At 59.0% G+C, this 20,685-nt stretch carries 13 protein-coding genes; 5 read left to right on the plus strand and 8 right to left on the minus strand.

Translation table 11 applies throughout. The annotated features are described in order from the left end of the window. Positions 1-4: 4 nt before the first annotated feature. Both ACLI1T_RS10090 and ACLI1T_RS10095 read right to left on the minus strand, forming a co-directional pair. Positions 5-988, minus strand: coding sequence for an ABC transporter ATP-binding protein (locus tag ACLI1T_RS10090; RefSeq protein ID WP_411702584.1), 984 nt, complete (start codon positions 986-988; stop codon positions 5-7). 30 nt (positions 989-1,018) lie between these two features. Next, positions 1,019-1,513: an NUDIX domain-containing protein gene (locus ACLI1T_RS10095; RefSeq protein WP_023024031.1), complete on the minus strand. Its 495-nt coding sequence runs from the start codon at positions 1,511-1,513 to the stop codon at positions 1,019-1,021. 70 nt (positions 1,514-1,583) lie between these two features. On the opposite strand from ACLI1T_RS10095, the gene ACLI1T_RS10100 reads away from it, so the two are divergent. Genes ACLI1T_RS10100 through ACLI1T_RS10110 form a run of 3 tightly spaced genes read left to right on the plus strand, consistent with a single transcriptional unit; the run spans position 1,584 to position 6,990 of the window. Continuing rightward, a complete protein-coding gene (locus ACLI1T_RS10100) occupies positions 1,584-3,029 on the plus strand; it encodes a hypothetical protein (protein ID WP_023024033.1) in 1,446 nt (481 codons plus the stop codon). Further along, entirely contained in the window at positions 3,029-4,048 is a 1,020-nt protein-coding gene (locus tag ACLI1T_RS10105; RefSeq protein ID WP_411702585.1) for a glutamate ABC transporter substrate-binding protein, read from the plus strand. The genes ACLI1T_RS10100 and ACLI1T_RS10105 overlap by 1 nt, the downstream gene beginning before the upstream one ends. Then, a complete protein-coding gene (locus ACLI1T_RS10110) occupies positions 4,045-6,990 on the plus strand; it encodes a tetratricopeptide repeat protein (protein WP_411702586.1) in 2,946 nt (981 codons plus the stop codon). The genes ACLI1T_RS10105 and ACLI1T_RS10110 overlap by 4 nt, the downstream gene beginning before the upstream one ends. 16 nt (positions 6,991-7,006) lie before the next feature. Here ACLI1T_RS10110 and ACLI1T_RS10115 read toward each other — a convergent pair whose 3' ends face one another. Together ACLI1T_RS10115 and pta are read right to left on the minus strand one after the other, a co-directional pair. Continuing rightward, positions 7,007-8,230 carry an acetate kinase gene (locus ACLI1T_RS10115; protein WP_298693623.1) on the minus strand — a complete coding sequence of 408 codons (1,224 nt, stop codon included), beginning with the start codon at positions 8,228-8,230 and terminating at the stop codon, positions 7,007-7,009. Further along, positions 8,231-9,598, minus strand: a complete 1,368-nt coding sequence (pta, locus tag ACLI1T_RS10120) for a phosphate acetyltransferase (protein ID WP_411702587.1) — start codon at positions 9,596-9,598, stop codon at positions 8,231-8,233. A gap of 235 nt (positions 9,599-9,833) precedes the next feature. Here pta and ACLI1T_RS10125 point away from each other — a divergent pair, with 235 nt between their 5' ends. Next, on the plus strand, positions 9,834-11,195 hold the full coding sequence (locus ACLI1T_RS10125; RefSeq protein WP_411702588.1) for an FAD-dependent oxidoreductase: 1,362 nt from the start codon (positions 9,834-9,836) through the stop codon (positions 11,193-11,195). 11 nt (positions 11,196-11,206) lie between these two features. On the opposite strand, the gene purT is transcribed toward ACLI1T_RS10125, so the two are convergent. The 3 genes from purT to ACLI1T_RS10140 all read right to left on the minus strand — a co-directional run bounded on the left by purT (position 11,207) and on the right by ACLI1T_RS10140 (position 17,413). After that, the gene (gene purT / locus ACLI1T_RS10130; protein ID WP_411702589.1) at positions 11,207-12,559 is read right to left on the minus strand and encodes a formate-dependent phosphoribosylglycinamide formyltransferase; all 1,353 of its coding nucleotides are present in this window, start codon (positions 12,557-12,559) and stop codon (positions 11,207-11,209) included. A gap of 165 nt (positions 12,560-12,724) precedes the next feature. Next, the gene (locus ACLI1T_RS10135; RefSeq protein WP_239268538.1) at positions 12,725-13,462 is read right to left on the minus strand and encodes a class F sortase; all 738 of its coding nucleotides are present in this window, start codon (positions 13,460-13,462) and stop codon (positions 12,725-12,727) included. A 135-nt stretch (positions 13,463-13,597) separates the two neighbouring features. After that, positions 13,598-17,413 carry a VaFE repeat-containing surface-anchored protein gene (locus ACLI1T_RS10140; RefSeq protein WP_411702590.1) on the minus strand — a complete coding sequence of 1,272 codons (3,816 nt, stop codon included), beginning with the start codon at positions 17,411-17,413 and terminating at the stop codon, positions 13,598-13,600. A gap of 1,377 nt (positions 17,414-18,790) precedes the next feature. Here ACLI1T_RS10140 and ACLI1T_RS10145 point away from each other — a divergent pair. Next, entirely contained in the window at positions 18,791-19,237 is a 447-nt protein-coding gene (locus ACLI1T_RS10145; protein WP_411702591.1) for a hypothetical protein, read from the plus strand. A gap of 133 nt (positions 19,238-19,370) precedes the next feature. Here the strand turns inward: ACLI1T_RS10145 and ACLI1T_RS10150 are convergent, their stop codons facing one another. Continuing rightward, the gene (locus ACLI1T_RS10150) at positions 19,371-20,663 is read right to left on the minus strand and encodes an adenylosuccinate synthase (protein ID WP_411702592.1); all 1,293 of its coding nucleotides are present in this window, start codon (positions 20,661-20,663) and stop codon (positions 19,371-19,373) included. Between the last annotated feature and the right edge of the window lie 22 nt (positions 20,664-20,685).

Below are 20,685 nucleotides of genomic sequence, written 5' to 3' on the forward strand. Positions count from 1 at the left end.
CGGATTAAACCTCCTGCTCGTTGGGGCGGGCGGACCCACCGGATTGGCCTGCCTGCGCGCCCGAGGCACCAGGCGTGCCTGCGTGATACTGCACGGCATCGCCAGTGAGATCCATGAAGGCATCCTCCAGCGAAGCGCTTTTCAGGGTGAGCTCGTGCAGCGGCACCCCGGTGGAATAGGCCAGCTCTCCTACGAACTCGGGGGTCTGGTTGATGACCTCTAGCCGCGGGCGGCCCTCCTCATCCTTGGATTCGGTAAAGAAAACGCCCTCCTTCTTGAGGGCTTCGCCGAATTCCGGGAGGTGGTTCGAGCGCACATACACCAAGGACTGCGAGTGGCCGCGGACGAACTCGTGGGTGGGCTTATCCGCAACCATCTTCCCCTTGCCAATGACCACGAGGTGATCGGCCGTCTGGGCCATCTCGGACAAGAGGTGGGAAGAGATCAAAATGGTGCGGCCTTCTGCAGCCAGCGCGCGCACGAGCTGGCGCACCCAGCGGATACCCTCTGGATCCAGGCCATTGACCGGCTCATCCAGGATGAGGATTCCGGGATCACCCAATAGAGCACCAGCAAGGCCCAAGCGCTGGCCCATGCCGAGGGAAAAGCCGCCGGCTTTCTTACCGGCGACATCGGAAAGCCCCACCAGCCCCAGCACCTCATCGACGCGGGAGGCGGGAATGCCATTGGACGCCGCCATCCACTTCAGGTGATTCGCGGCCGTGTGGTTGGGGTGTACCGCCTTCGCATCCAAAAGCGCGCCCACCTCGCGCAGCGGGTGCTCCAAGTCGCGATAGGGTTTACCGTTAACGCGAATCTGGCCCGCCGTGGGCTCGTCCAAGCCCACGATCATCCGCATGGTGGTGGATTTGCCGGCACCATTGGGCCCCAAGAAGCCGGTGACCACACCGGGCTTTACCTGGAAGGTGAGATCCTCAACGGCGCGGACAGACCCGTAATCCTTAGTCAGTCCCTGTACTTCAATCATGAGCACTACAGTGCCATAATTTTGGATACTTTACCGGTATAGTTTTTCCACCCGCTGCCGCAGGGCGGGAAAGGCATGGCGGAATGGCGCGATAAGCGGCAGGTTTTCCACTTCATCCAGCCCCACCCAGCGCAGCTCGTGCGATTCCTCGTTGGCGGTGGTGGGCAAGCGCAGGCCGCTGCGGGTGCGCGCCAGCACGGTGGTATAGGTCCATTCCCCCGGCAAATCCCCCGCCGGAGGATAGGGCCCGGCCGTCACTTGGGTGTCGAGCACCTCGACATCGGCAGGTGCGATGGCGCATTCCTCGTGCGTTTCCCGCAGCGCGGCCTGGGTGGGGCTTTCTTGTAGGTCCCGCGCCCCGCCGGGAATCCCCCAGGTATTTCCGTTATTGGTCCACGCGGCGCGGTGTTGCAGCAGCACCTCGCGCCCGGCGACGAGGAAGAGGCCGGCGGCACCGAATTTTCCCCATACGCGAATGCCACTGGGGCCCGCCGCCCAGCCGTCTCCACTGTGAGGGTTATGCATATTTTCTATCCTAGCCACACACGCGGGTAAATGGTGGCGCCTAGCACACTGGGGGCGTTATTCTAAGTAAATGACTGAGCAGGCAGTGCGGGTAGAGTCAGAGCGCGAAGAGGACGCTCACCCCAGCGATCACTGGCTGGATGAGGTTACCGCGCCCTCTCGCCCGGCCCTAAGCGGGCTCACCCACCGCGCCATGGAATGGTTTGCGGGCCCGGCGCGCCTACTGCGGCGGTTTTATTACTTCGCCTCCACCACCCCGGGCAAGCTTTTTACCGTCACCCTGATCCTCACGGTGGCATTGGGAGCCGCCGGCTTATCGATGTCCCAATCTTCCGCCGCCCGCCACTCCGACCTCGACGAGCTGCTCAATACCACCGAGCCGATGTCCAACGCGGCCCACCACCTCTATAGCTCCCTATCGGTGGCAGATACCATCGCGACCACCGGATTCGTGCAGGCCGGCGTGGAATCAGAGGGCAACCGCGAGCGCTATAACGATGCCATCGATGCTGCCTCCATCGCCGCGACCGAATCTGTGCTGGGCACCACGCCTGACGATGCCCGCGTGCGCGATCTCGTCACCTTCATCCAGCGCGAGCTGCCCATTTATACCGCGATGATCGAAAAGGCGCGCTCGAACCACCGCGCCGGCAATGCCGTGGCTAATTCCTATATGTCCAATGCCTCCTCGCTCATGCGCGAGCACATTCTGCCGGCGGCATCCGAGCTCTTCCAGCTGACCACTGCGAAGGTTAACCAGCAGCAGCAAAAGCTCACCTCGCCGCAGTGGGTCCCACTATCTGGCCTTTTGGCTGCGGTTTTCTTCCTCATCGTGGCGCAGTGGTGGCTGTGGCGCCAGACGCGCCGCCGGTTTAACCGCGGCTTTTTAACCGCAACTGTGCTGCTCTTCTTGGCCGTTTTCTGGGTCGCGCTGTCTAACCTAGCCACCTGGTCCACCGGCCACCAAGGCTTTGAAACGGCCTCGCGCCCGTGGGATTCGCTGACAGCCTCGCGCATTGAGGCGCAGCAGGCGCGCACCTCAGAAACCCTCGCGCTGGTGCTGCGCTCCTCTGAGGAAGATACGCTCGAGCGCTTTTCCGGATCGGTAGATTCCATCGAAAAGGCGCTGGGGGATTATGAAAGCGCGCTGCATGATGATGACGTCGAGGTCAACGATCCCGAGCTCATCCACAGCGCCCGCGCCGCCACCGAAAAGTGGCAAGACTCGCACGAAAAACTCATGGAGGCGCTGAGCGAGGGCGACTACGATGAGGCCGTCTACCAGGCCACCATCACGGATCCTGAGGATGGCGAGACCACCGCCGCGCAGTCCTTTAATGAGCTCGATAGCGAGCTTTCGGAGCTCATCGGCCAGGCGCGCATCGCCATGCGCACCTACTTAGAGCGCGGGCTGACCGCCATGACCGCGGTCTCCTCCGCCGTCTTCCTGCTCACCCTGTGCGCCATCTTCGCGGTGTGGCTGGGCATTCGTCCCCGACTGCAGGAGTACCTCTAATGCGCTACCGAGCACGGCTTACCGCACCGCTGACCGCCATCGTTGCCACCTGCAGTGTCCTCGCGCTGGCCGGCTGCGATATTCGCTCCGCTCCCCCGCTGGAATCGCCCGAACAGCAGGCGCTCGATGCCAGCCCCGGCCCGCCGCTGCCGGAGGGCTCCACCATAGAAGAAGCCGGTAGCACCGCGCCCAAGAAGGAAGACGATACCGAACTCAGAGGCACCTACCGGCCGGATGGCAAAACGGCGAAGGAGCGGGTGCCGGACATCGTCAAGCGCGGGCGCCTTATCGTGGGCGTGGACCGCTCCAATAACCTGCTGAGCTACCGCGATGCCGCCTCCGGCGATGTCCGCGGATTCGAGGTCGATATCGCCCACGAGATTGCCCGCGATATCTTCGGCGATCCCAATAAGGTGGATTTCCGCTTCGTCGAATCCTCCGACCGCGCCGCCGTGCTCGATAATGGCACCGTCGATATCATCGTGCGCACCATGACCATTAGCCCCGAACGCGAGAAGGAAGTGGCCTTTTCCATCCCCTATATGACCACGCAGACCCGCATGCTGGTCCTTACCAGCGCTGGGATGAATTCCATCGATGATGCGGAAGACAAAAGGCTGTGCGGGGTGCGCGGTTCCACCGCGCTGGATACCATCCGCGAGCGCGCCCCCAAGTCCGATATCCTCATCACCCGCTCCTGGGGCGATTGCCTCATGGCGCTGCAGCTCAACCAGGCCGATGGCGTGGTGGTTGATGATGCCCTGCTTTCCGGCATGGCCGCGCAGGATTCCTATACCTCCATCGTGGGCGAGCCCCTAAAGACCGAGAACTACGGCGTTGCCGCGCGCCGCCCCAGCAAAGATCATGACACCCGCCCGCTGCTGCGCCAGGTTAATTCCACCTTGGAACGTATCCGCCGCGACGGGACATGGTCCGACATCTTTGATAGGTGGCTCGGCGCTTATCTAGACGAGCCCACCCTGCCGTCGGGTACATACATCGAGGAAGATAAGTCATGAAGCATAACCCGAATTTCAGCGAAGACGAGCTCGAATACCTAGAGCCCGAGAACCTCGATACCCAGCGCCAATTCCGAAAGCCAACTACGTCTTCTTACCACGACGCTGACCACGGCCAAGACCCTGACCAAGACCGCAGCCAGGACCGAGGTCTCGGCGCTACCGACTCCCCTGACGCGGCCAGCACAGCCAGTACAGCCGACGCCGCCGACCCCGCTGGTCAGGATACCGCCGCTGCTCGTCCTAACGCTGCTAACCGCAACGTCGGCGGCGATACGGCGGCCACCACTCATGACGCTGGCAATAGCGATAAAGGCACTAGCGAAGCTGATGTTGATACCGCCGCGGCGCAGGTTCCCGGTACGGCCCCTGCCGCTGCCTTCCCGAATACGGAGGCCACGGGCAGCCGCACAGCGGGTGACAGCACGGCTGGCCAAAACGCTGCGGGCCAGCGCACGACTGGCCCGGGCGCAGCGGGCCAAGACACCGCGGCCCAGGGCACGCGAAACGGAAACGCCGCCGACAAGAGCGACGACGGCGATACGGGCGACACCGGTGGAGTGGGCACGGCAGCCGTGGCGTATGACCCGTTCGCCAGCGAGCCCATCGAGCACCGCGGGGATCCGGGAACCTCTGCGGTGGCCTTCGATCCCTTTGCCGATGACGATGAAGACGACGACGGTTCCATCGATCCGGATCATCTCTCCAGCCTGCTTGCGGACTTAGAGAATATCCGCGCCCAGCGCGAGAACGAACGCGATGAGAAAACGGCGCAGGAAAAATCCTCGGAACGTTCGCGCCAGCAAGCTATCGATACCTTCCGCGAGCGCCGCGGCACGCAGCGCACCGAGCGGCCGGTTGCTGATGGCATGGTGCGCCTGCCGTTTATCACCCCGGCCGATCCCACCGCCGCCCTCATCGATCCCAAGGAGAAGATCAAGGGCAAAAAGGTCCCGCCGCCGCAGCTAGAACCGGGCGATATGGTCGCGGAGCAATACGAAATCCTCGGCGTCATCGCCCACGGCGGCATGGGCTGGATTTATCTGGCCAATGACCACTACGTCTCCGGACGCGTGGTCGTGCTCAAGGGCATGCAAGCCCAAAAGTCAGTCGATGAGACGGCCGCTGCCGAGGCCGAGCGCGAGTTTCTGGCTGACATTACCCACCCGGGCATCGTCAAGATTTTTAACTTCATCGACGATGAGCGCGTGCCCGGTGGGTTCATCGTCATGGAGTACGTGGGTGGGCCATCGCTAAGAAGCAGGCGCAATAAGCAGCCCAACGAGCTTTTGCCCGTTGACATTGCCATTGGCTATATCCTGGAAATCCTGCCGGCGCTGGAGTACCTGCACTCGCGCGGCGTGGTCTATAACGACCTGAAGCCGGATAACATCATCGTCACTGAGGACCAGGTCAAGCTCATTGACTTGGGCGCGGTCTCCGGTATCGGGGCGTTCGGTTTTATCTACGGCACCCAGGGCTTTCAGGCCCCGGAGGTCGCGTCCAAGGGCCCGTCCATCGCCAGCGATATCTATACCATCGGCCGCACCTTGGCCGCGCTGTGCCTCAAGCTGCCCAGCGAGGACGGCGTCTTCCTTCCTGGTATCCCCAACCCGTCCAAGGAGCCGGAGCTGCGCCGCTTCCTTTCCCTCTACCGCCTGCTGCTGCGCGCCACCCACCGCGACCCGCAGCGCCGGTTTAGCTCCATCAAGGAGCTGCGCACCCAGCTCTACGGCGTGCTGCGCGAGGTGCTCGCCATCCGCGACGGCCGCCAGTACCCCTCCCAGCACTCGCTCTTCTCGCCGCAACGTACCACCTTTGGCACCAAACACCTGGTCTTTCGCACGGATCAGCTCATCGATGGCATCGATCGCACCATCCAAATCACCGCCCCAGAGGTCGTCTCCGCCTTGCCGGCGCCCCTGGTAGACCGCGACGATGTCGGCGCCAGCCTGCTGCAAGGTACGTCCTATGCCGAGCCGCAGGAAGCCCTCGAGACCCTGCGCCAGGCCATGCGCACCCCGGAATACGAGCATTCCGCCGAGATTCCCCTCGGCGTGGTGCGCTCCATGATCGACCTGGGCTATACCGACGAGGCGCGCCAGTGGTTAGGCTCCATCGAGGGCCGCCTGGGCCAGGACTGGCGCTACCAGTGGTACGCCGGCATTACGGAGCTCTTGCACGATGATTACGTCGATGCCCAGGAGTACTTCGCCGCTGTCCTCGATTTATTGCCCGGCGAGGCCGCCCCCAAGCTCGCCATCGCGGCCATCAATGAGCTCATCCTGCAGCAGATTGATTACAGTGAAACATCGCTTATCGATGCCACCGTAGCCCGCGCCTGCTCCAACCTCTACACCACCCTGGCGGATCTTCCCTCTTCCGCCTTTGAGGGCCAGCCGGAAATCTGGTCCCACGTCACCCAAGACCCCGGCGCGCTGCGGTTTAATTCCATGCGCCTATACGGCATCGTCTGGGCCACCAACCCCACGACGGTGTCCTCCGCCTTTGGGCTTGCCCGTCAATTGCGCGCGGAAGGACAGGTGGAGCTATCCGTAGCCACCTTGGATAAGGTCCCCAATGCCTCGCGCCACTTCCGCATGGCGCTGCTGACCACCGTGCTGCAGCTCATCGTGCACGATCTATCGGAATCGCGCATTCGCCGCGCTGCCCGACGCCTCGAAGAAGTCCCCACCAACGAGCCGCGCTTCCTCCAAATCAAGATCGCCGTCATCTCCGCGGGCCTGAACTTCCTGCGCAACGCCGATCTCGCGCGGGCATCCTCGCCGAATGATCTCTTCGAGTACGCCTTTACCCAGCGCGGCCTGCGCACCGGCCTGGCCGAGACCCTGCGGGCACTTGCCCGCCAGGCCCCGTTTAGCCGCCACCGCTACGCGCTGGTGGACTTGGCCAACCAGGTCCGGCCCATCACCACCTTCTAGGGCTTACTTACATGGCCTACTTAAATAGGCCTTCCTCGCGCGCCTTGGCGGCAACGTCTGCAGACTTCTGCGCAATAGCCAGCTCCTCATTGGTGGGAACCACTAGGACCTTGACCGGGGAATCGTCGGTGGAGATGACCCGCGGCTCATCGGAGCGGACGAGGTTGCGCTCCTTATCAAAGTCGATGCCGTACATATCCAGGTTGTACAGCGCGTCCTGGCGCACCTCGGTGTCGTTTTCACCCACGCCGGCGGTGAAGGTAATCGCGTCCACGCGGCCCAGGGCAATCATGTAGGAACCGATGAAGCGGCGCAGCTGGTGGATGTAGATGTTATACGCCAGCCATGCGTCTTCATCGCCGTTATCGATGTGCTCGCGCAGCGTACGGAAGTCATTGACGCCCGCAATGCCTTTGACACCGGATTGCTTATTGAGCAGCTTATCGATCTCGTCGATGCTCATGCCCGCCTGGCGCACCAAGTGGAAGATGATACCTGGATCGATATCGCCGGTACGCGTACCCATGGCCAGGCCGGCCAGCGGGGTAAGGCCCATCGAGGTATCGATGGCGCGGCCATTGCGGATGGCGGCCGCGGAGGCACCATTGCCCAGGTGCAGCGTGATCTGGTGGGTGTGCTCCGGATCGCGATCCAAGATCTTCGGCACCTGCTGGGAGACGAACTCGTGGGAGGTGCCGTGGAAGCCGTAGCGGCGGATATCGTACTTGGAGGCAACCTCGCTATTGATGGCATAGAGCGCTGCGGCCGGCGGCAGGGTATTGAAGAAGGCGGTATCGAAGACCGCCACGTGCGGAATATCCGGCAGGATCTTGCGCGCCACGCGGATGCCGTCCAAGTTGGCCGGGTTGTGCAGCGGGGCCAAGGGGATGAGATCCTCGATCATCGATTCAATTTGATCCTCGATGAGCTGCGGTTCCGAAAAGAGGCGGCCGCCGTGCACCACGCGGTGTCCCACGGCGATGATATCGACGTCCTTCGGGCCCACCTGATGATCATCCATCAGGTCAAAGGCGCGTTTTAGGCCAAAGGAGTGATCGGGAACTTCTAGTTCCTCGGTGACCTTTTCCCCGTTGACCTTGATGGTAATGGCGCCGCTCGGCTCGCCAACCTGTTCCACCAGGCCGGAGACGAGTGGATCATCGGTGGCAGTAGCGGTTGGGTCCACCAGCTGAAACTTGATGGACGAGGATCCCGAGTTAAGGACCAGTACGTATGACATTTATTTCTCTCCAGCCTGGATAGCGGTAATGGCAACGGTATTGATGATGTCTGGAACGGTAGCGCCGCGGGATAGGTCATTGACCGGCTTGTTCAGGCCCTGCAGGATGGGGCCCACGGCCAAGGCGCCGCCGGTGCGCTGTGCGGTCTTATAGCCAATATTGCCGGCGTCCAGATCGGGGAAGACGAAGACATTGGCCTTACCCGCGACATCAGAATCCGGCATCTTCTTCGCGGCAACGCCGGGATCGCAGGCGGCGTCGAACTGCAGAGGGCCATCGACCTTGACCGAGGAGTCGAGCTTCTTGGCGGCCTCGACGGCTTCAATGGCGCGCTCGACGTCCGGGCCGGTGCCGGAAGCGCCGGTGGAGTAAGACAGCATGGCTACGCGCGGATCGATGCCGAACTGGGACGCGGTCTGCGCGGACACCACGGCGATTTCGCCCAGCTGTTCCGCGGTCGGGTTCGGGTTTACGGCGCAGTCGCCGAAGGCCCACAGGCGCCCGCGCATGACCATCAGGAAGATGGAAGAGACCACCGATGCATTCGGCTTGGTCTTGATGATCTGGAAGGACGGCTTAATGGTGTGGGCGGTGGTGTGGGCGGCGCCGGAAACCATGCCATCGGCAAGCCCCTTGTGCACCATCATGGTGCCAAAGTAGGAGATGTCCTGCATGGTCTCGCGGGCCTGCTCCAGGGTCACGCCCTTCTTCTTGCGCAGCTCCGCGAAGTCCGCGGCGAATTCCTCCGCAAGCGGCGATTCCAGGTGGTCGATGATATCGGCTCCCGAAATATCCAGGCCCAATTCCTTGGCGCGGGCCTTAATATCGGATTCCTTGCCTAGGATGGTCAGCTGGGCAACCTCATCGCGCAGCAGGGCATCGGCGGCTTCAAGGATGCGGTCATCATCGCCCTCTGGCAAGACGATGTGGGATCCAGTCGTCTTGGCTTGGTCGATGAGCTGCTTTTGGAAGAGGTCTGCGGACATGACGGGCGCGGTCTCCTCTGCCGCGCTTAACGCACCTGGCACGGCCTCTAGGTCGGTGAAGACGCCTGCCACGGTGGCGCCGAGGGACTCTGCCTTGCGCTGTGCCAGCTCCGCGGCGCGCTCTGGGGCGCCGGAGATAATGACCAGCGGCAGGCCCAGCGCGGCGGCGACCTCCGCATCGAAGGAGATCTCGCCGGTGCCTTGAACCAAGATGGCATCGGCAGTAGCGGTGGGCGCGTGGGCCAATACATCCGCCACCGTGGGGTCGAAATCTTCTAAGCGGAGCAGTTCAGCGCCAAGGCTATCCGCCAAGGCGGGAATATCGAGGCCATCGAAGCCGCGGCCGATGGAGCTTAACACTGTGGACTGGGATGCAGACATGCGGATTACCTTTCCTTTGCCGTCACGGGAACACTGGGAACACGCGCCGTAACATCATGCCGTACATCACAGTTACTAGCACGTGGTGACGACTCCACTGTACGTGAATCACCCCCTCCCCCGCCCTTCCGCAACCTCCTAAACTGGGGGTAGATAACTCAGAGCAGTGTGGTATTTATCGCACTACCACCGCGTAGAATGTGAGAAAAACCTAAAGAAAGGACACCCTAAACAGATGACTAGCCCCATGCGTGTCGCCGTGGTCGGCTCCGGACCGGCCGGCATTTACGCCTCTGACCTCCTCGTAAAGTCCGATGTGGACGTGCAGATCGATCTCTTTGAAAAGATGCCCGCGCCCTTTGGTTTGATTCGCTACGGCGTCGCCCCGGATCACCCACGCATTAAGGGCATCGTGCAGTCGCTGCACAATGTGATGGAGAAGGAAGACATCCGCTTCCTGGGCAATATCGAAGTGGGCAAGGACATCACCGTCGAAGAGATGCGCGATTACTACGACGCCATCATCTTCGCCACCGGCGCCACCGCCGATAAGGAAATGGGCATCCCCGGCGAGGACCTCGAGGGCAACCACGGCGCCGGCGAATTCGTGGGCTTTTATGACGGCAACCCCAACTTCGAGCGCGACTGGGACCTGTCGGCAGAGTCCGTCGCCGTCGTGGGCGTGGGCAACGTTTCGCTCGACGTATCCCGCATCTTGGCCAAGACCGCAGACGAGCTGCTGGTGACGGAGATCCCGGACAACGTCTACTCTTCCCTGAAGGAAAACCGCGCCAAGGAGGTCCACGTCTTTGGCCGCCGCGGCCCGGCGCAGGCCAAGTACACGCCGAAGGAGCTCAAGGAGCTCGATGAGTCTCCCACCATCGAGGTCATCGTGGACCCAGAGGACATCATTTACGACGAGGCTTCAGAAAAAGCTCGCCGCGCCGCCAAGTCCACCGACTTGGTCTGCCAGACCCTAGAGTCCTACGCCATGCGGGAGCCTGGCGATGCCCCGCACAAGCTCTACATCCACTTCTTCGAGTCCCCGGTAGAGGTGCTTGGCGATGCCGGCCACGTCACCGCCATCAAAACCGAGCGCACCCAGCTCAATGGCGATGGCTCCGTAAGCGGCACCGGCAAGTTCACCGAGTGGCCCGTGCAATCGGTCTACCGCGCTGTGGGCTACCACCCGCAGTCCGTCGAGGGCATTCCTTTCAATGACGACACGGCCACCATGCCCAACGACGGCGGCCACGTGCTTGCCAATGTCGACGGCGACAAGCTGCCCGGCCTCTACACCACCGGCTGGATCAAGCGCGGCCCGGTGGGGCTTATTGGCAATACTAAATCCGACGCCAAGGACACCACCGGCATGCTGCTAGAGGATTACAAGGCAGGCGAGCTCGAGTCCGCCACCAAGCGCGATCCGCAGGATATCCTCGATCTGCTCAGCAGCCGCGATATCGCCGTCACCACCTGGGACGGCTGGCATCGCCTCAACTCCGCCGAGCAAGCCGCCGGCGAGCCGCACGGCCGCGAGCGCATCAAGATCGTCGAGTGGGACGAGATGGTCAAGCACGCCGGCCCGCAGCGCTAACCAGCGCTGCGCTAGTCGGTATCGTCCACCCCTGAGGTCAGCTTGGGGTCGAGCTCGACCCCACCCTCGTATTCAACAACCTCGATATCGGGCACATTGTCCGCTTGCGGGTCGATGCCGCGCGCACCGCCCTGCGCGAGCAGGCCAGGAGTCGAAGTCACGCTCACCTTATGCGCCGCCAAAGCGGCGCGGTCGCGGGCCTCTTCTACCGTTTCCGCCGTCGTCGTCACAAGCCCCATGCGCCGGCCCTTATAGGCATCGGGCTTGCCAAAGAGCTTCACATCCGTCTCGGCATAGTGGAGGGCGGAGGCGATGCCGGTAAAGGCGACATCGGCAAGCGGCTCCTGCGCGTGTAAGAACATGCTGGCGCCCGGGGTTATCAACGTGGCATCGATGGGGTAGCCCAAAATGGCGCGGGCGTGCAGGTCAAACTGGGAAAAGCGTTGCGTATAGGCGGTAAGCATCGCCGTATCCGAAGGCCGCGGGGAGACCGAAGAAAAGTAAACATCATCGCCGGCGACGAAAAGCTCCACGCCGTACACGCCGCGCCCGCCCAGCTCATTGGAGATGCGCGCCGCAACCGAGCGCGCGTTCTCCAGCGCAATCTCGCTCATGCCGGTAGGCTGCCACTCCTCAACCAAATCGCCCTTTTCGTGGCGGTGGCCAATGGGCTCGCTAAACCACGTGGCCAGCTTGCCCGTGGCCGGATCGATGGACCGGATGGCCAGCAGCGTGACCTCAAGGTCAAAGTCCACGAAGCGCTCCGCCACCACGCGCTGCGAATCCGAGGACACGCGGCGCACCGTCTCCCACGCCTCGCGCACGTCTTCCACATCCCGCGCCAGCATGTGGCCTTTGCCCGAGGTGGACACGTCCGGCTTCACGATGCACGGAAACCCCAGCTCCGTCGCCGCTTCCTCCAGCTCCTCCACCGAGGAGGCAAAGCGGTAGGCCGAGGTCGGCAGCCCAATATCTTCCGCCACCGCGCGCACCCGCTCGCGGTCCTGGGTGAGCGCGCAGGCACGCGCCGTGGGCACGACGACGGCATCAGTGGACTGCTCAACCTGCTCCAGGGCCTCCACCGCAACGATTTCCACCTCCGGCACCACGTAGTGCGGCTGAATTTGCTGCACCAATTCTGATACCTGCGCGGAGTCAGTAATATCCGCGATATAGCTGTAGTGCGCCACTTGGTGCGCCGGCGCCCCCTTGTACTTATCCACCGCGTGCACCTCAAGGCCCAGGGACTGGAAGGAAATAGCCAACTGCTTTCCCAACTCGCCCGCGCCGAGCAGCAATACCTTCGTGGCATTGCCCGTCAGCGGCGTGCCGATATGACCGGCGATTTTGCCTGGAATATCCATGACTTTGCTCCTTTGATTCCGCTCCGAGCAGCAGATACTTCCCCAAATTATTTCATAGATACCCGCCACACCCAGGGCGCACATGCGTGAAGTGCATAAACGCAAGCGCCCGGCCAAGGATTTTCATCCTCGAACCGGGCGCTCGTTGGGCTCTAAAGCAGACTGCTAGGCCTGGGGTGCCTCTGGTGGAACCGGGGCATCTACTGGCTCTGCCACGGTAATGATGTTGTCCTCATACCCCAGCGCACCGCCGACGAACTTGCCGCCGCAGGTGATAAGGACCAGGCGGTTGGTACCGTCCGTGTCATTAACCACGTCCGGGAAATCCCCGCCCTTGGGCAGGCGGTACGGCTTTTCCGTCACACGGAAGGTGCGCTCCTCACCATCGATGACCACGGTGAATTCCTGGTTTTCCTGCAGCCGGGTGAATTTCTCCGCATAGCCGGTGCCCTGGCCCTGGTAATTCACGTGGCCGGTGATCACGCTGGAGCCAACATTGCCGGCATCGCCAGGCACGGCCGAGGCGGAATACCAGCCCAAGCGGGAGACATCGTGTGGCGGCAGCAGCACGCCCTGGTCAGTTACCTGCACTGGGTCCACGGCGGCGTACTCACCGTCGATGCCCACAGACATGCCTTCGAAGCCTTCGAATTGGCCCGGGGCCGGCTCGAATTCGTGCTCCTGCGCACCGGAATCATCGACATAGGCATCGCCCTTATCGTCCGGGGGGTCAACGGCCGAGACGCTTTCCGATGCCCCCTCACTAGCCTCATCATCTTCCCCACCGGTGGTGAGGTAGAGAGCCAGCTGGATCAACATCAGAATTACGGCCACTACCAGCACGATAAAGCCGATCTTCTTACCCCGGCTTACGGGTTCCTCGCGGCCTGTCTCCTCAGACATTGCCCAATCTCCTCATTGTGGTCTTCTCGATGGTTCATCAGATGGGTTGCCCCCTCCAGCGTGTGCGGTGACACCCTGAAGGGGGACATGTTGTGCCCAGGCGCTATCGCCTGTTACCTGACCAGTACGCTCACACTACTTAATGTAGTCCTGCATACCTGGGTCAAGCTCGGTCGCACCGGACGGTACGGACTTGATCTTCGTACGTCCTGCGTCGGACGGTAGCGGTTTACCAGTCTTTCCAGGCTCCTGGCCCATAACCTCGACCGGACGATCGTCCTTGTCGGTACCCTGGTCAACCTTATCCGCCGTATCCTGACCCTTCACCTCGGTGGGGCGAGGCTCTTCGCTGGAGTTCTGGTCAACCTTATCCGGCGTATCCTGGCCCTTCACCTCGGTGCTTGGGTGCTCACCGTGTCCCTCGGTCTCCTTCTCAGGACGATCCTTCGGCTTGTCGTGATCATGGTGGCCGTGGTCGTGATCGTGGTGGCCGAAGATAATCTTGCCCAAGCCGATTCCCAAGCCAATGCCCGGAATCAGGATGGCCCACTTAGGAATCTTGCCCTTGGACGGCTTGCCTGGGACATCGGAGTCATCAGAGGTTACGGTCTGATCCTTATCATCAATGTCCTTGTGCTCAGCAACCTCATTCGGCTTCTCAGCATCCGGAGTGTCCTCACCCTCAGCGTCAACCTCAGTAGAAGTCAACTCCTCAAAGGCAACCGCAGCCTCAACCGGCTCCGTCACATCACTATCAACAGTGATCTTCACATCAACCTTGCCAGCAGACTCCTCCGGAGTAAAGGTCGTCTCACCCTTACCCAGAACAGTCTGACCATCAGCCTTGCTAATCAACTCAGCCTGCAGCGTGTATTCCTTACCAGGAACCAAGCCCTCATAGCTGACCTCATCAACAATCTCAGCACCAGCAACAACCTCATGCGAACCCTGAGCAAAATCAGCATTCGTCGAAATCTCCGGCTTCAGATCCTTCTTAGAGTCATCAGAGGTTACGGTCTGATCCTTATCATCAATGTCCTTATGCTCAGCAACCTCATTCGGATTCTCAGCATCCGGAGTGTCCTCACCCTCAGCGTCAACCTCAGTAGAAGTCAACTCCTCAAAGGCAACCGCAGCCTCAACCGGCTCCGTCACATCACTATCAACAGTGATCTTCACATCAACCTTGCCAGCAGACTCCTCCGGAGTAAAGGTCGTCTCACCCTTACCCAGAACAGTCCGACCATCAGCCTTGCTAATCAACTCAGCCTGCAGCGTGTATTCCTTACCAGGAACCAAGCCCTCATAGCTGACCTCATCAACAATCTCAGCACCAGCAACAACCTCATGCGAACCCTGAGCAAAATCAGCATTCGTCGAAATCTCCGGCTTCAGATCCTTCTTAGAGTCATCAGAGGTTACGGTCTGATCCTTATCATCAATGTCCTTATGCTCAGCAACCTCATTCGGCTTCTCAGCATCCGGAGTGTCCTCACCCTCAGCGTCAACCTCAGTAGAAGTCAACTCCTCAAAGGCAACCGCAGCCTCAACCGGCTCCGTCACATCACTATCAACAGTGATCTTCACATCAACCTTGCCAGCAGACTCCTCCGGAGTAAAGGTCGTCTCACCCTTACCCAGAACAGTCCGACCATCAGCCTTGCTAATCAACTCAGCCTGCAGCGTGTATTCCTTACCAGGAACCAAGCCCTCATAGCTGACCTCATCAACAATCTCAGCACCAGCAACAACCTCATGCGAACCCTGAGCAAAATCAGCATTCGTCGAAATCTCCGGCTTCAGATCCTTCTTAGAGTCATCAGAGGTTACGGTCTGATCCTTATCATCAATGTCCTTATGCTCAGCAACCTCATTCGGCTTCTCAGCATCCGGAGTGTCCTCACCCTCAGCGTCAACCTCAGTAGAAGTCAACTCCTCAAAGGCAACCGCAGCCTCAACCGGCTCCGTCACATCACTATCAACAGTGATCTTCACATCAACCTTGCCAGCAGACTCCTCCGGAGTAAAGGTCGTCTCACCCTTACCCAGAACAGTCCGACCATCAGCCTTGCTAATCAACTCAGCCTGCAGCGTGTATTCCTTACCAGGAACCAAGCCCTCATAGCTGACCTCATCAACAATCTCAGCACCAGCAACAACCTCATGCGAACCCTGAGCAAAATCAGCATTCGTCGAAATCTCCGGCTTTGCAGAAGTATCAGCAGGCTCCTCCGGCTTTTCCGAAGAGGTCGTGCTCGAAGGCTCAGTGCTGGACGTAGTCTTCGAAGTGGACGTCTCCGAGTCCGACGGCTCCGAGGTTTCGGATTCCGAGCTGCTCTCCGTCGATGGTTCAGAGCTCTTGGACTCCGAGGTGCTTGGCTTCGAGCTAGTCGTTGAAGTCTCCGACGAAGACGACTCCGAAGGCTGGTTGTCCTTCTTAGTGTTTACGGTCTGGTCTTCGTCGTTAATGTCCTTGTGCTCAGCAACCTTATTCGGCTTCTCAGCATCCGGAGTGTCCTCACCCTCAGCGTTAACTTCAGTAGAGGTCAACTCCTCAAAGGCAACCGCAGCCTTGACCGTGTTCTTGACGTCACTATCAACAGTAATTTCCACGTCAACGTTGCCAGCGGACTTCTTCGGAGTAAAGGTCTTTTCACCCTTACCAATTACAGACTCGTCTGCCTTATTAACCAATTCCGCATTCAGGGTGTATTTCTTCCCTGGGACCAAGTCCTTGTACTTAACGGTATCGGTTACCTTAGCGCCGGACTCAACCGATTCACCCTTGGCAAGCTTCGCCTTGGTGGAAATCTCTGGGTTCCAGACGGAATTTACGGTCTGTGCCTCGTCGCTCAAGTCCTTGTGCTCAGCGATGACATTCTTCTTGTCAGAATCAGAGGTGGACTTTCCTTCCGCATCAACCTCAGTAGAGGTCAAGGTCTCAAAGGCAACTGCTGCGTCAATGGGCTTCTTAAGATCACTGTCAACAGTGATCTCCACGTCCGCGTCACCGGAGGACTGTTCTGGAGTAAAGGTCTTCTTGCCCTTGCCGACGACCTGGTTGTCCCCAGCCTTATCCTTTAGCTCAGCCTCAAGGGTGTATTTCTTGTGCGGGACCAGATCCTCATAGTGAACCGTGTCCTTTACCTTTGCGCCAGCAACAACCTGATCAGCATCGTCGGCAAACTGTGCCTTGGTGCGAATCTTTGGCTGCAACTTCTTCTCAGATGCACTAGTAGTTGGAGTCGATTCGCTAGGCTCAGTGCTTGGCTGAGTAGTGGATTGCTCCGTCGAAGGTTCCTCAGAGGAAGTGGTCTCCTCAGTCGAGGTCTCCTCATCGGAAGGTTGCTCTTCGGTGGAATTGGGAGTGGACTCTTCCTCCGTAGGCTCGTCTTCCGTGGTTTCTTCCTCAGAAGGTTGCTCGGGAGTCGTAGATTCTTCCGGCTGCTCCTCTTCGGTATCGGGCAGGCCCGGCTGATCCGGCGGCATCAAACGTTGAAACCTACCGGTAGCGCCTAATGAACCTTGCCCTGTTAAGCGCCCGTCAGGTCCCACTACGGTGATATAGGCATCTTCAGGAGCTTTGGGAACATCCACCCCAGACACAGGGACCAAAGGCCAACCTGCTGAATCTTCAACCGTGAAACCGGTGAGCTGGGTAAATTCTTCGAGACTACCATGGTAGAACCCCATGGTCTGTGCAAAAATATCGTTTAACTGTTCGTCAGCGGTTGGGGCAGTCATATACTCGTGCACGCGCTCTTGAACAGACGGATCACCAATTAAGGCACTCAAGTAAACTGAGTAGGTAGCTACCGTTGCCTTATCGCCGTGTTTATAGGCCTGTATCATCTTCGTGGCCACATTAATTGCAGCGTCACGACGCTCTTCGGGGATCTCCACCTTGCCAGCCTGATCAATATCGTAAAGTGCCCCATTTGTCCGATGCATCGGATGATATTTACCGATGTCGATACACCATGCCCAACCGGCATTGTTTTTCGGATTAGCCCAATTACGATATTTTCTAGCTTCCTTCGGCGGTTTTCCCGCCCAGACGAGCGAACCCCATTCAGGGTCTCCGCCGCTAATCTTTCCATTAGGGTTACCCAAATCATCATTAGCGGTGATATCAACCTGACCGCCCGATTCTTGAGCATTAGCCCCTGGAACTGTGACCATGGCAGCGATAACCGCAATAACAGCAAGCACTGCGGTTAAAACCGACCACCTTCCACGAGGGAAATCTCTCACTCCACTCATTTTTCCCCTTTTCGAAAGGACGAATTCTTACAACTTCCGACTGCACAACGGCTTTTTATCCGTGCAGAGTTTTAATATGAACTTGAACACACAGCAAGGAATCTCGGTTTACCAACCATTCAGATTGCCGCCATTTGTGCCTTTTGGAGAGTACCAATCCCTGACATTTAATGAAACAGATCCAAACTGTTAACGTTGATACATCTACTAATAGTTTTTATCGATCTATGGATAGAACATAAGGAACGCTTGGAGGAAAAACCTTCGACAAATAAACCTATGTTCGATATTCAATGCAGAGCGATTCGCCGCCCGAAGGAATATACACTGCGTGTTTTAACACATTTACAGTATTTATTAACACTGTTAACATCAATATCCACGTTCAGCCTTTACACCATTAAGATTAAACGTGCAGATTTTTAAAACCTCCGTCACCAGGAAATTTGTAAATCACATCTTCATGCTTCCCAGTCCTCTGCGGCAACAGGAACATACTTAAGACGTCCATACGTTCGATTTTTCTACACTTCAGTCAGCCCGCAGCATAATCCAACCTTTCCCCAAGCACTGATCGAAGAAACTGATTTAAAGTTAAGAAAAATTTCATTTTGTTCGACACATCACACTCAAGACATACACCCGTTCAGCAAAATTGCACTTTATAAAACCACGGTGCAGCGATAAAATGCGCCCAATACGGGTTCTCGAAAATCGCAAAGCAGAGCTATTTTCCAGCGTTCAATAGAAGAGTGGAGGTATCCCGATAGCTTACATTTAGATAATCTTAAGTTAATAGAAGTGAAGGATCTTGACCCAACACCGCCAGTCACGCTAGCTATGTTTCAAATCATCCGATCAAAGACCATTGATGCTTCTCACAGTTTGATTCAGTTAATGCAGGTCGAATAGGCAGATCTCACTCAGAGATATTCCATTTTAGTAAAAGTGATTAAATTCTCTACTAATGGCGTTGTCAACAAGTTGAATTCCATATAGTTACTAGCCTTTTACGGTGCTAGTATTTTTATCGGTTTAAAACACTAACTCCAGAAAGGACCGGAAATGTCTATTCCTTCTTTTATTGCTAGCGCCATCGCTGCTGTACTGCCGCTAACTGGCAGCACGGGCCCAGTTGACGCCCAGGACCAGCTTGCTGAGCCAGAGGTAACCCAGACCGCTGACGTTGAGCAGTCCACCGACCAGTCCGATGAGCCCGGCGCTCACGCCGAAAAGGGCCGTATCACCGGTGACAAGGAAGGTGTAATCAACGGAGACCAGGACTACTCTGCACCCATCCTGCAGAGCGGTAAGTTGGCTGTGCAGCGCGAACTCGCGCTCGCTACTGACGAGCTGGGCCACGAGTTCATGAACATCGACTTCAAGGACAGCCACAGCGCACACCTGACCTTCCCAGACACCTATAACCCGGATACTGACCAGGCAGCCGTGGACCGCGTGCTGGAAGCACTCAAGATCAATGGCTACGACAACCTGACCGCCGCTTACTAAAGCTGAACGGGCATAGTCTCGGGGAGCTCCGAGGATCCTAAAGAAGGGGCGAGGTACCTCACCAAGGTACCTCGCCCCTTCTTACTTTTATGAGCTCGCGGCTAGGCCGAGCTCATCATCGCAAATACGTCCATTACTGGTCTTCCATGACGTCGTGGCGCACGATGGTCTGGTTGCGGCCGGGGCCGACGCCGATGTAGGAGATGCGGCAGCCAGAAAGCTCTTCAAGGCGCAGCACATAATCCTGTGCCTTCTGCGGAAGCTCCTCGAAGGTGGTGCACTCGGATATGTCCTCGTCCCACGCCGGCATGGTCTCAAAAATCGGCTCGGCGTGGTGGAACTCAGACTGGGTAACGGGCATCTCATCGTAGCGCTTGCCGTCAACGTCATAAGCCACGCAGATAGGAATCTCACCAATGCCGGTGAGCACATCGAGCTTGGTCAAGAAGTAATCCGTAAAACCATTCACGCGCGTGGCGTAGCGCGCAATCACGGAATCGTACCAGCCGCAGCGGCGCGTGCGACCGGTGTTCACGCCGACCTCGCCGCCGGTGGTCTGCAGGTACTCGCCCCACTTATCAAAGAGCTCCGTGGGGAACGGGCCGGCGCCAACGCGGGTTGTATAGGCCTTGATAATACCCAGCGAGGTCTTAATCCGCGTCGGCCCAATGCCAGAGCCAACCGATGCCCCACCCGCAGTCGGGTTCGAGGAAGTCACGAACGGGTAGGTGCCGTGGTCAACGTCCAACATGGTGGCCTGGCCGCCCTCCATGAGCACATTCTGACCATTAGCAAGCGCTTCGTTCAGCTCGAGCTCGGCGTCGATGACCATGGGGCGCAGGCGGTCGCGGTAGCTTAGGAAGTACTCCACAATCTGCTCGGCCTCGATGGCTTTGCGGTTGTACATCTTCACCAGCATCTGGTTCTTGATCTCCAGCGCGGACTCTACCTTCTGGCGCAGGATGGACTCGTCGAAAATATCCTGCACGCGGATGCCAATGCGCGCGACCTTATCGGCGTAGGTCGGCCCGATGCCGCGGCCGGTGGTGCCGATGGCGCGCTTGCCCAGGAAGCGCTCCTGAACGCGGTCAAGGGTCTGGTGATACGGCGCCACGAGGTGCGCGTTCGCGGAAATCTTCAGGCGGGAGGCGTTCGCCCCGCGCGCTTCCAGGCCATCAATCTCATCAAAGAGCGCCTCGAGGTTAATCACCACGCCATTGCCCAGCACAGGGGTGGCGTTTTCAGAAAGAATCCCGGCGGGCAGGAGCTTCAGCTCGTATTTTTCACCGCCGACTACGACGGTGTGCCCGGCGTTATTGCCGCCGTTCGGCTTGACCACATAGTCAACTTTCCCGCCAAGGATATCGGTAGCCTTGCCCTTGCCTTCGTCGCCCCATTGGGCGCCGACAATGACGATCGCTGCCATCTTTTAAGTCACTTCCTCATTA

Source organism: Corynebacterium tuingiense (genome assembly GCF_046718165.1).
In the GTDB taxonomy this organism is placed as follows: Bacteria; Actinomycetota; Actinomycetes; order Mycobacteriales; family Mycobacteriaceae; genus Corynebacterium.

What these genes read in the sequence shown, in the direction of transcription:
- ACLI1T_RS10100 (WP_023024033.1), top strand. Translation starts at nt 1,584, where the DNA reads ATGACTGAGCAGGCAGTGCGGGTAGAGTCAGAGCGCGAAGAGGACGCT.
- purT (WP_411702589.1), bottom strand. Translation starts at nt 12,559, where the DNA reads ATGGATATTCCAGGCAAAATCGCCGGTCATATCGGCACGCCGCTGACG.
- ACLI1T_RS10115 (WP_298693623.1), bottom strand. Translation starts at nt 8,230, where the DNA reads ATGTCATACGTACTGGTCCTTAACTCGGGATCCTCGTCCATCAAGTTT.
- ACLI1T_RS10150 (WP_411702592.1), bottom strand. Translation starts at nt 20,663, where the DNA reads ATGGCAGCGATCGTCATTGTCGGCGCCCAATGGGGCGACGAAGGCAAG.
- ACLI1T_RS10110 (WP_411702586.1), top strand. Translation starts at nt 4,045, where the DNA reads ATGAAGCATAACCCGAATTTCAGCGAAGACGAGCTCGAATACCTAGAG.
- ACLI1T_RS10135 (WP_239268538.1), bottom strand. Translation starts at nt 13,462, where the DNA reads ATGTCTGAGGAGACAGGCCGCGAGGAACCCGTAAGCCGGGGTAAGAAG.
- ACLI1T_RS10125 (WP_411702588.1), top strand. Translation starts at nt 9,834, where the DNA reads ATGACTAGCCCCATGCGTGTCGCCGTGGTCGGCTCCGGACCGGCCGGC.
- pta (WP_411702587.1), bottom strand. Translation starts at nt 9,598, where the DNA reads ATGTCTGCATCCCAGTCCACAGTGTTAAGCTCCATCGGCCGCGGCTTC.
- ACLI1T_RS10145 (WP_411702591.1), top strand. Translation starts at nt 18,791, where the DNA reads ATGTCTATTCCTTCTTTTATTGCTAGCGCCATCGCTGCTGTACTGCCG.
- ACLI1T_RS10140 (WP_411702590.1), bottom strand. Translation starts at nt 17,413, where the DNA reads ATGCATCGGACAAATGGGGCACTTTACGATATTGATCAGGCTGGCAAG.
- ACLI1T_RS10105 (WP_411702585.1), top strand. Translation starts at nt 3,029, where the DNA reads ATGCGCTACCGAGCACGGCTTACCGCACCGCTGACCGCCATCGTTGCC.
- ACLI1T_RS10095 (WP_023024031.1), bottom strand. Translation starts at nt 1,513, where the DNA reads ATGCATAACCCTCACAGTGGAGACGGCTGGGCGGCGGGCCCCAGTGGC.
- ACLI1T_RS10090 (WP_411702584.1), bottom strand. Translation starts at nt 988, where the DNA reads ATGATTGAAGTACAGGGACTGACTAAGGATTACGGGTCTGTCCGCGCC.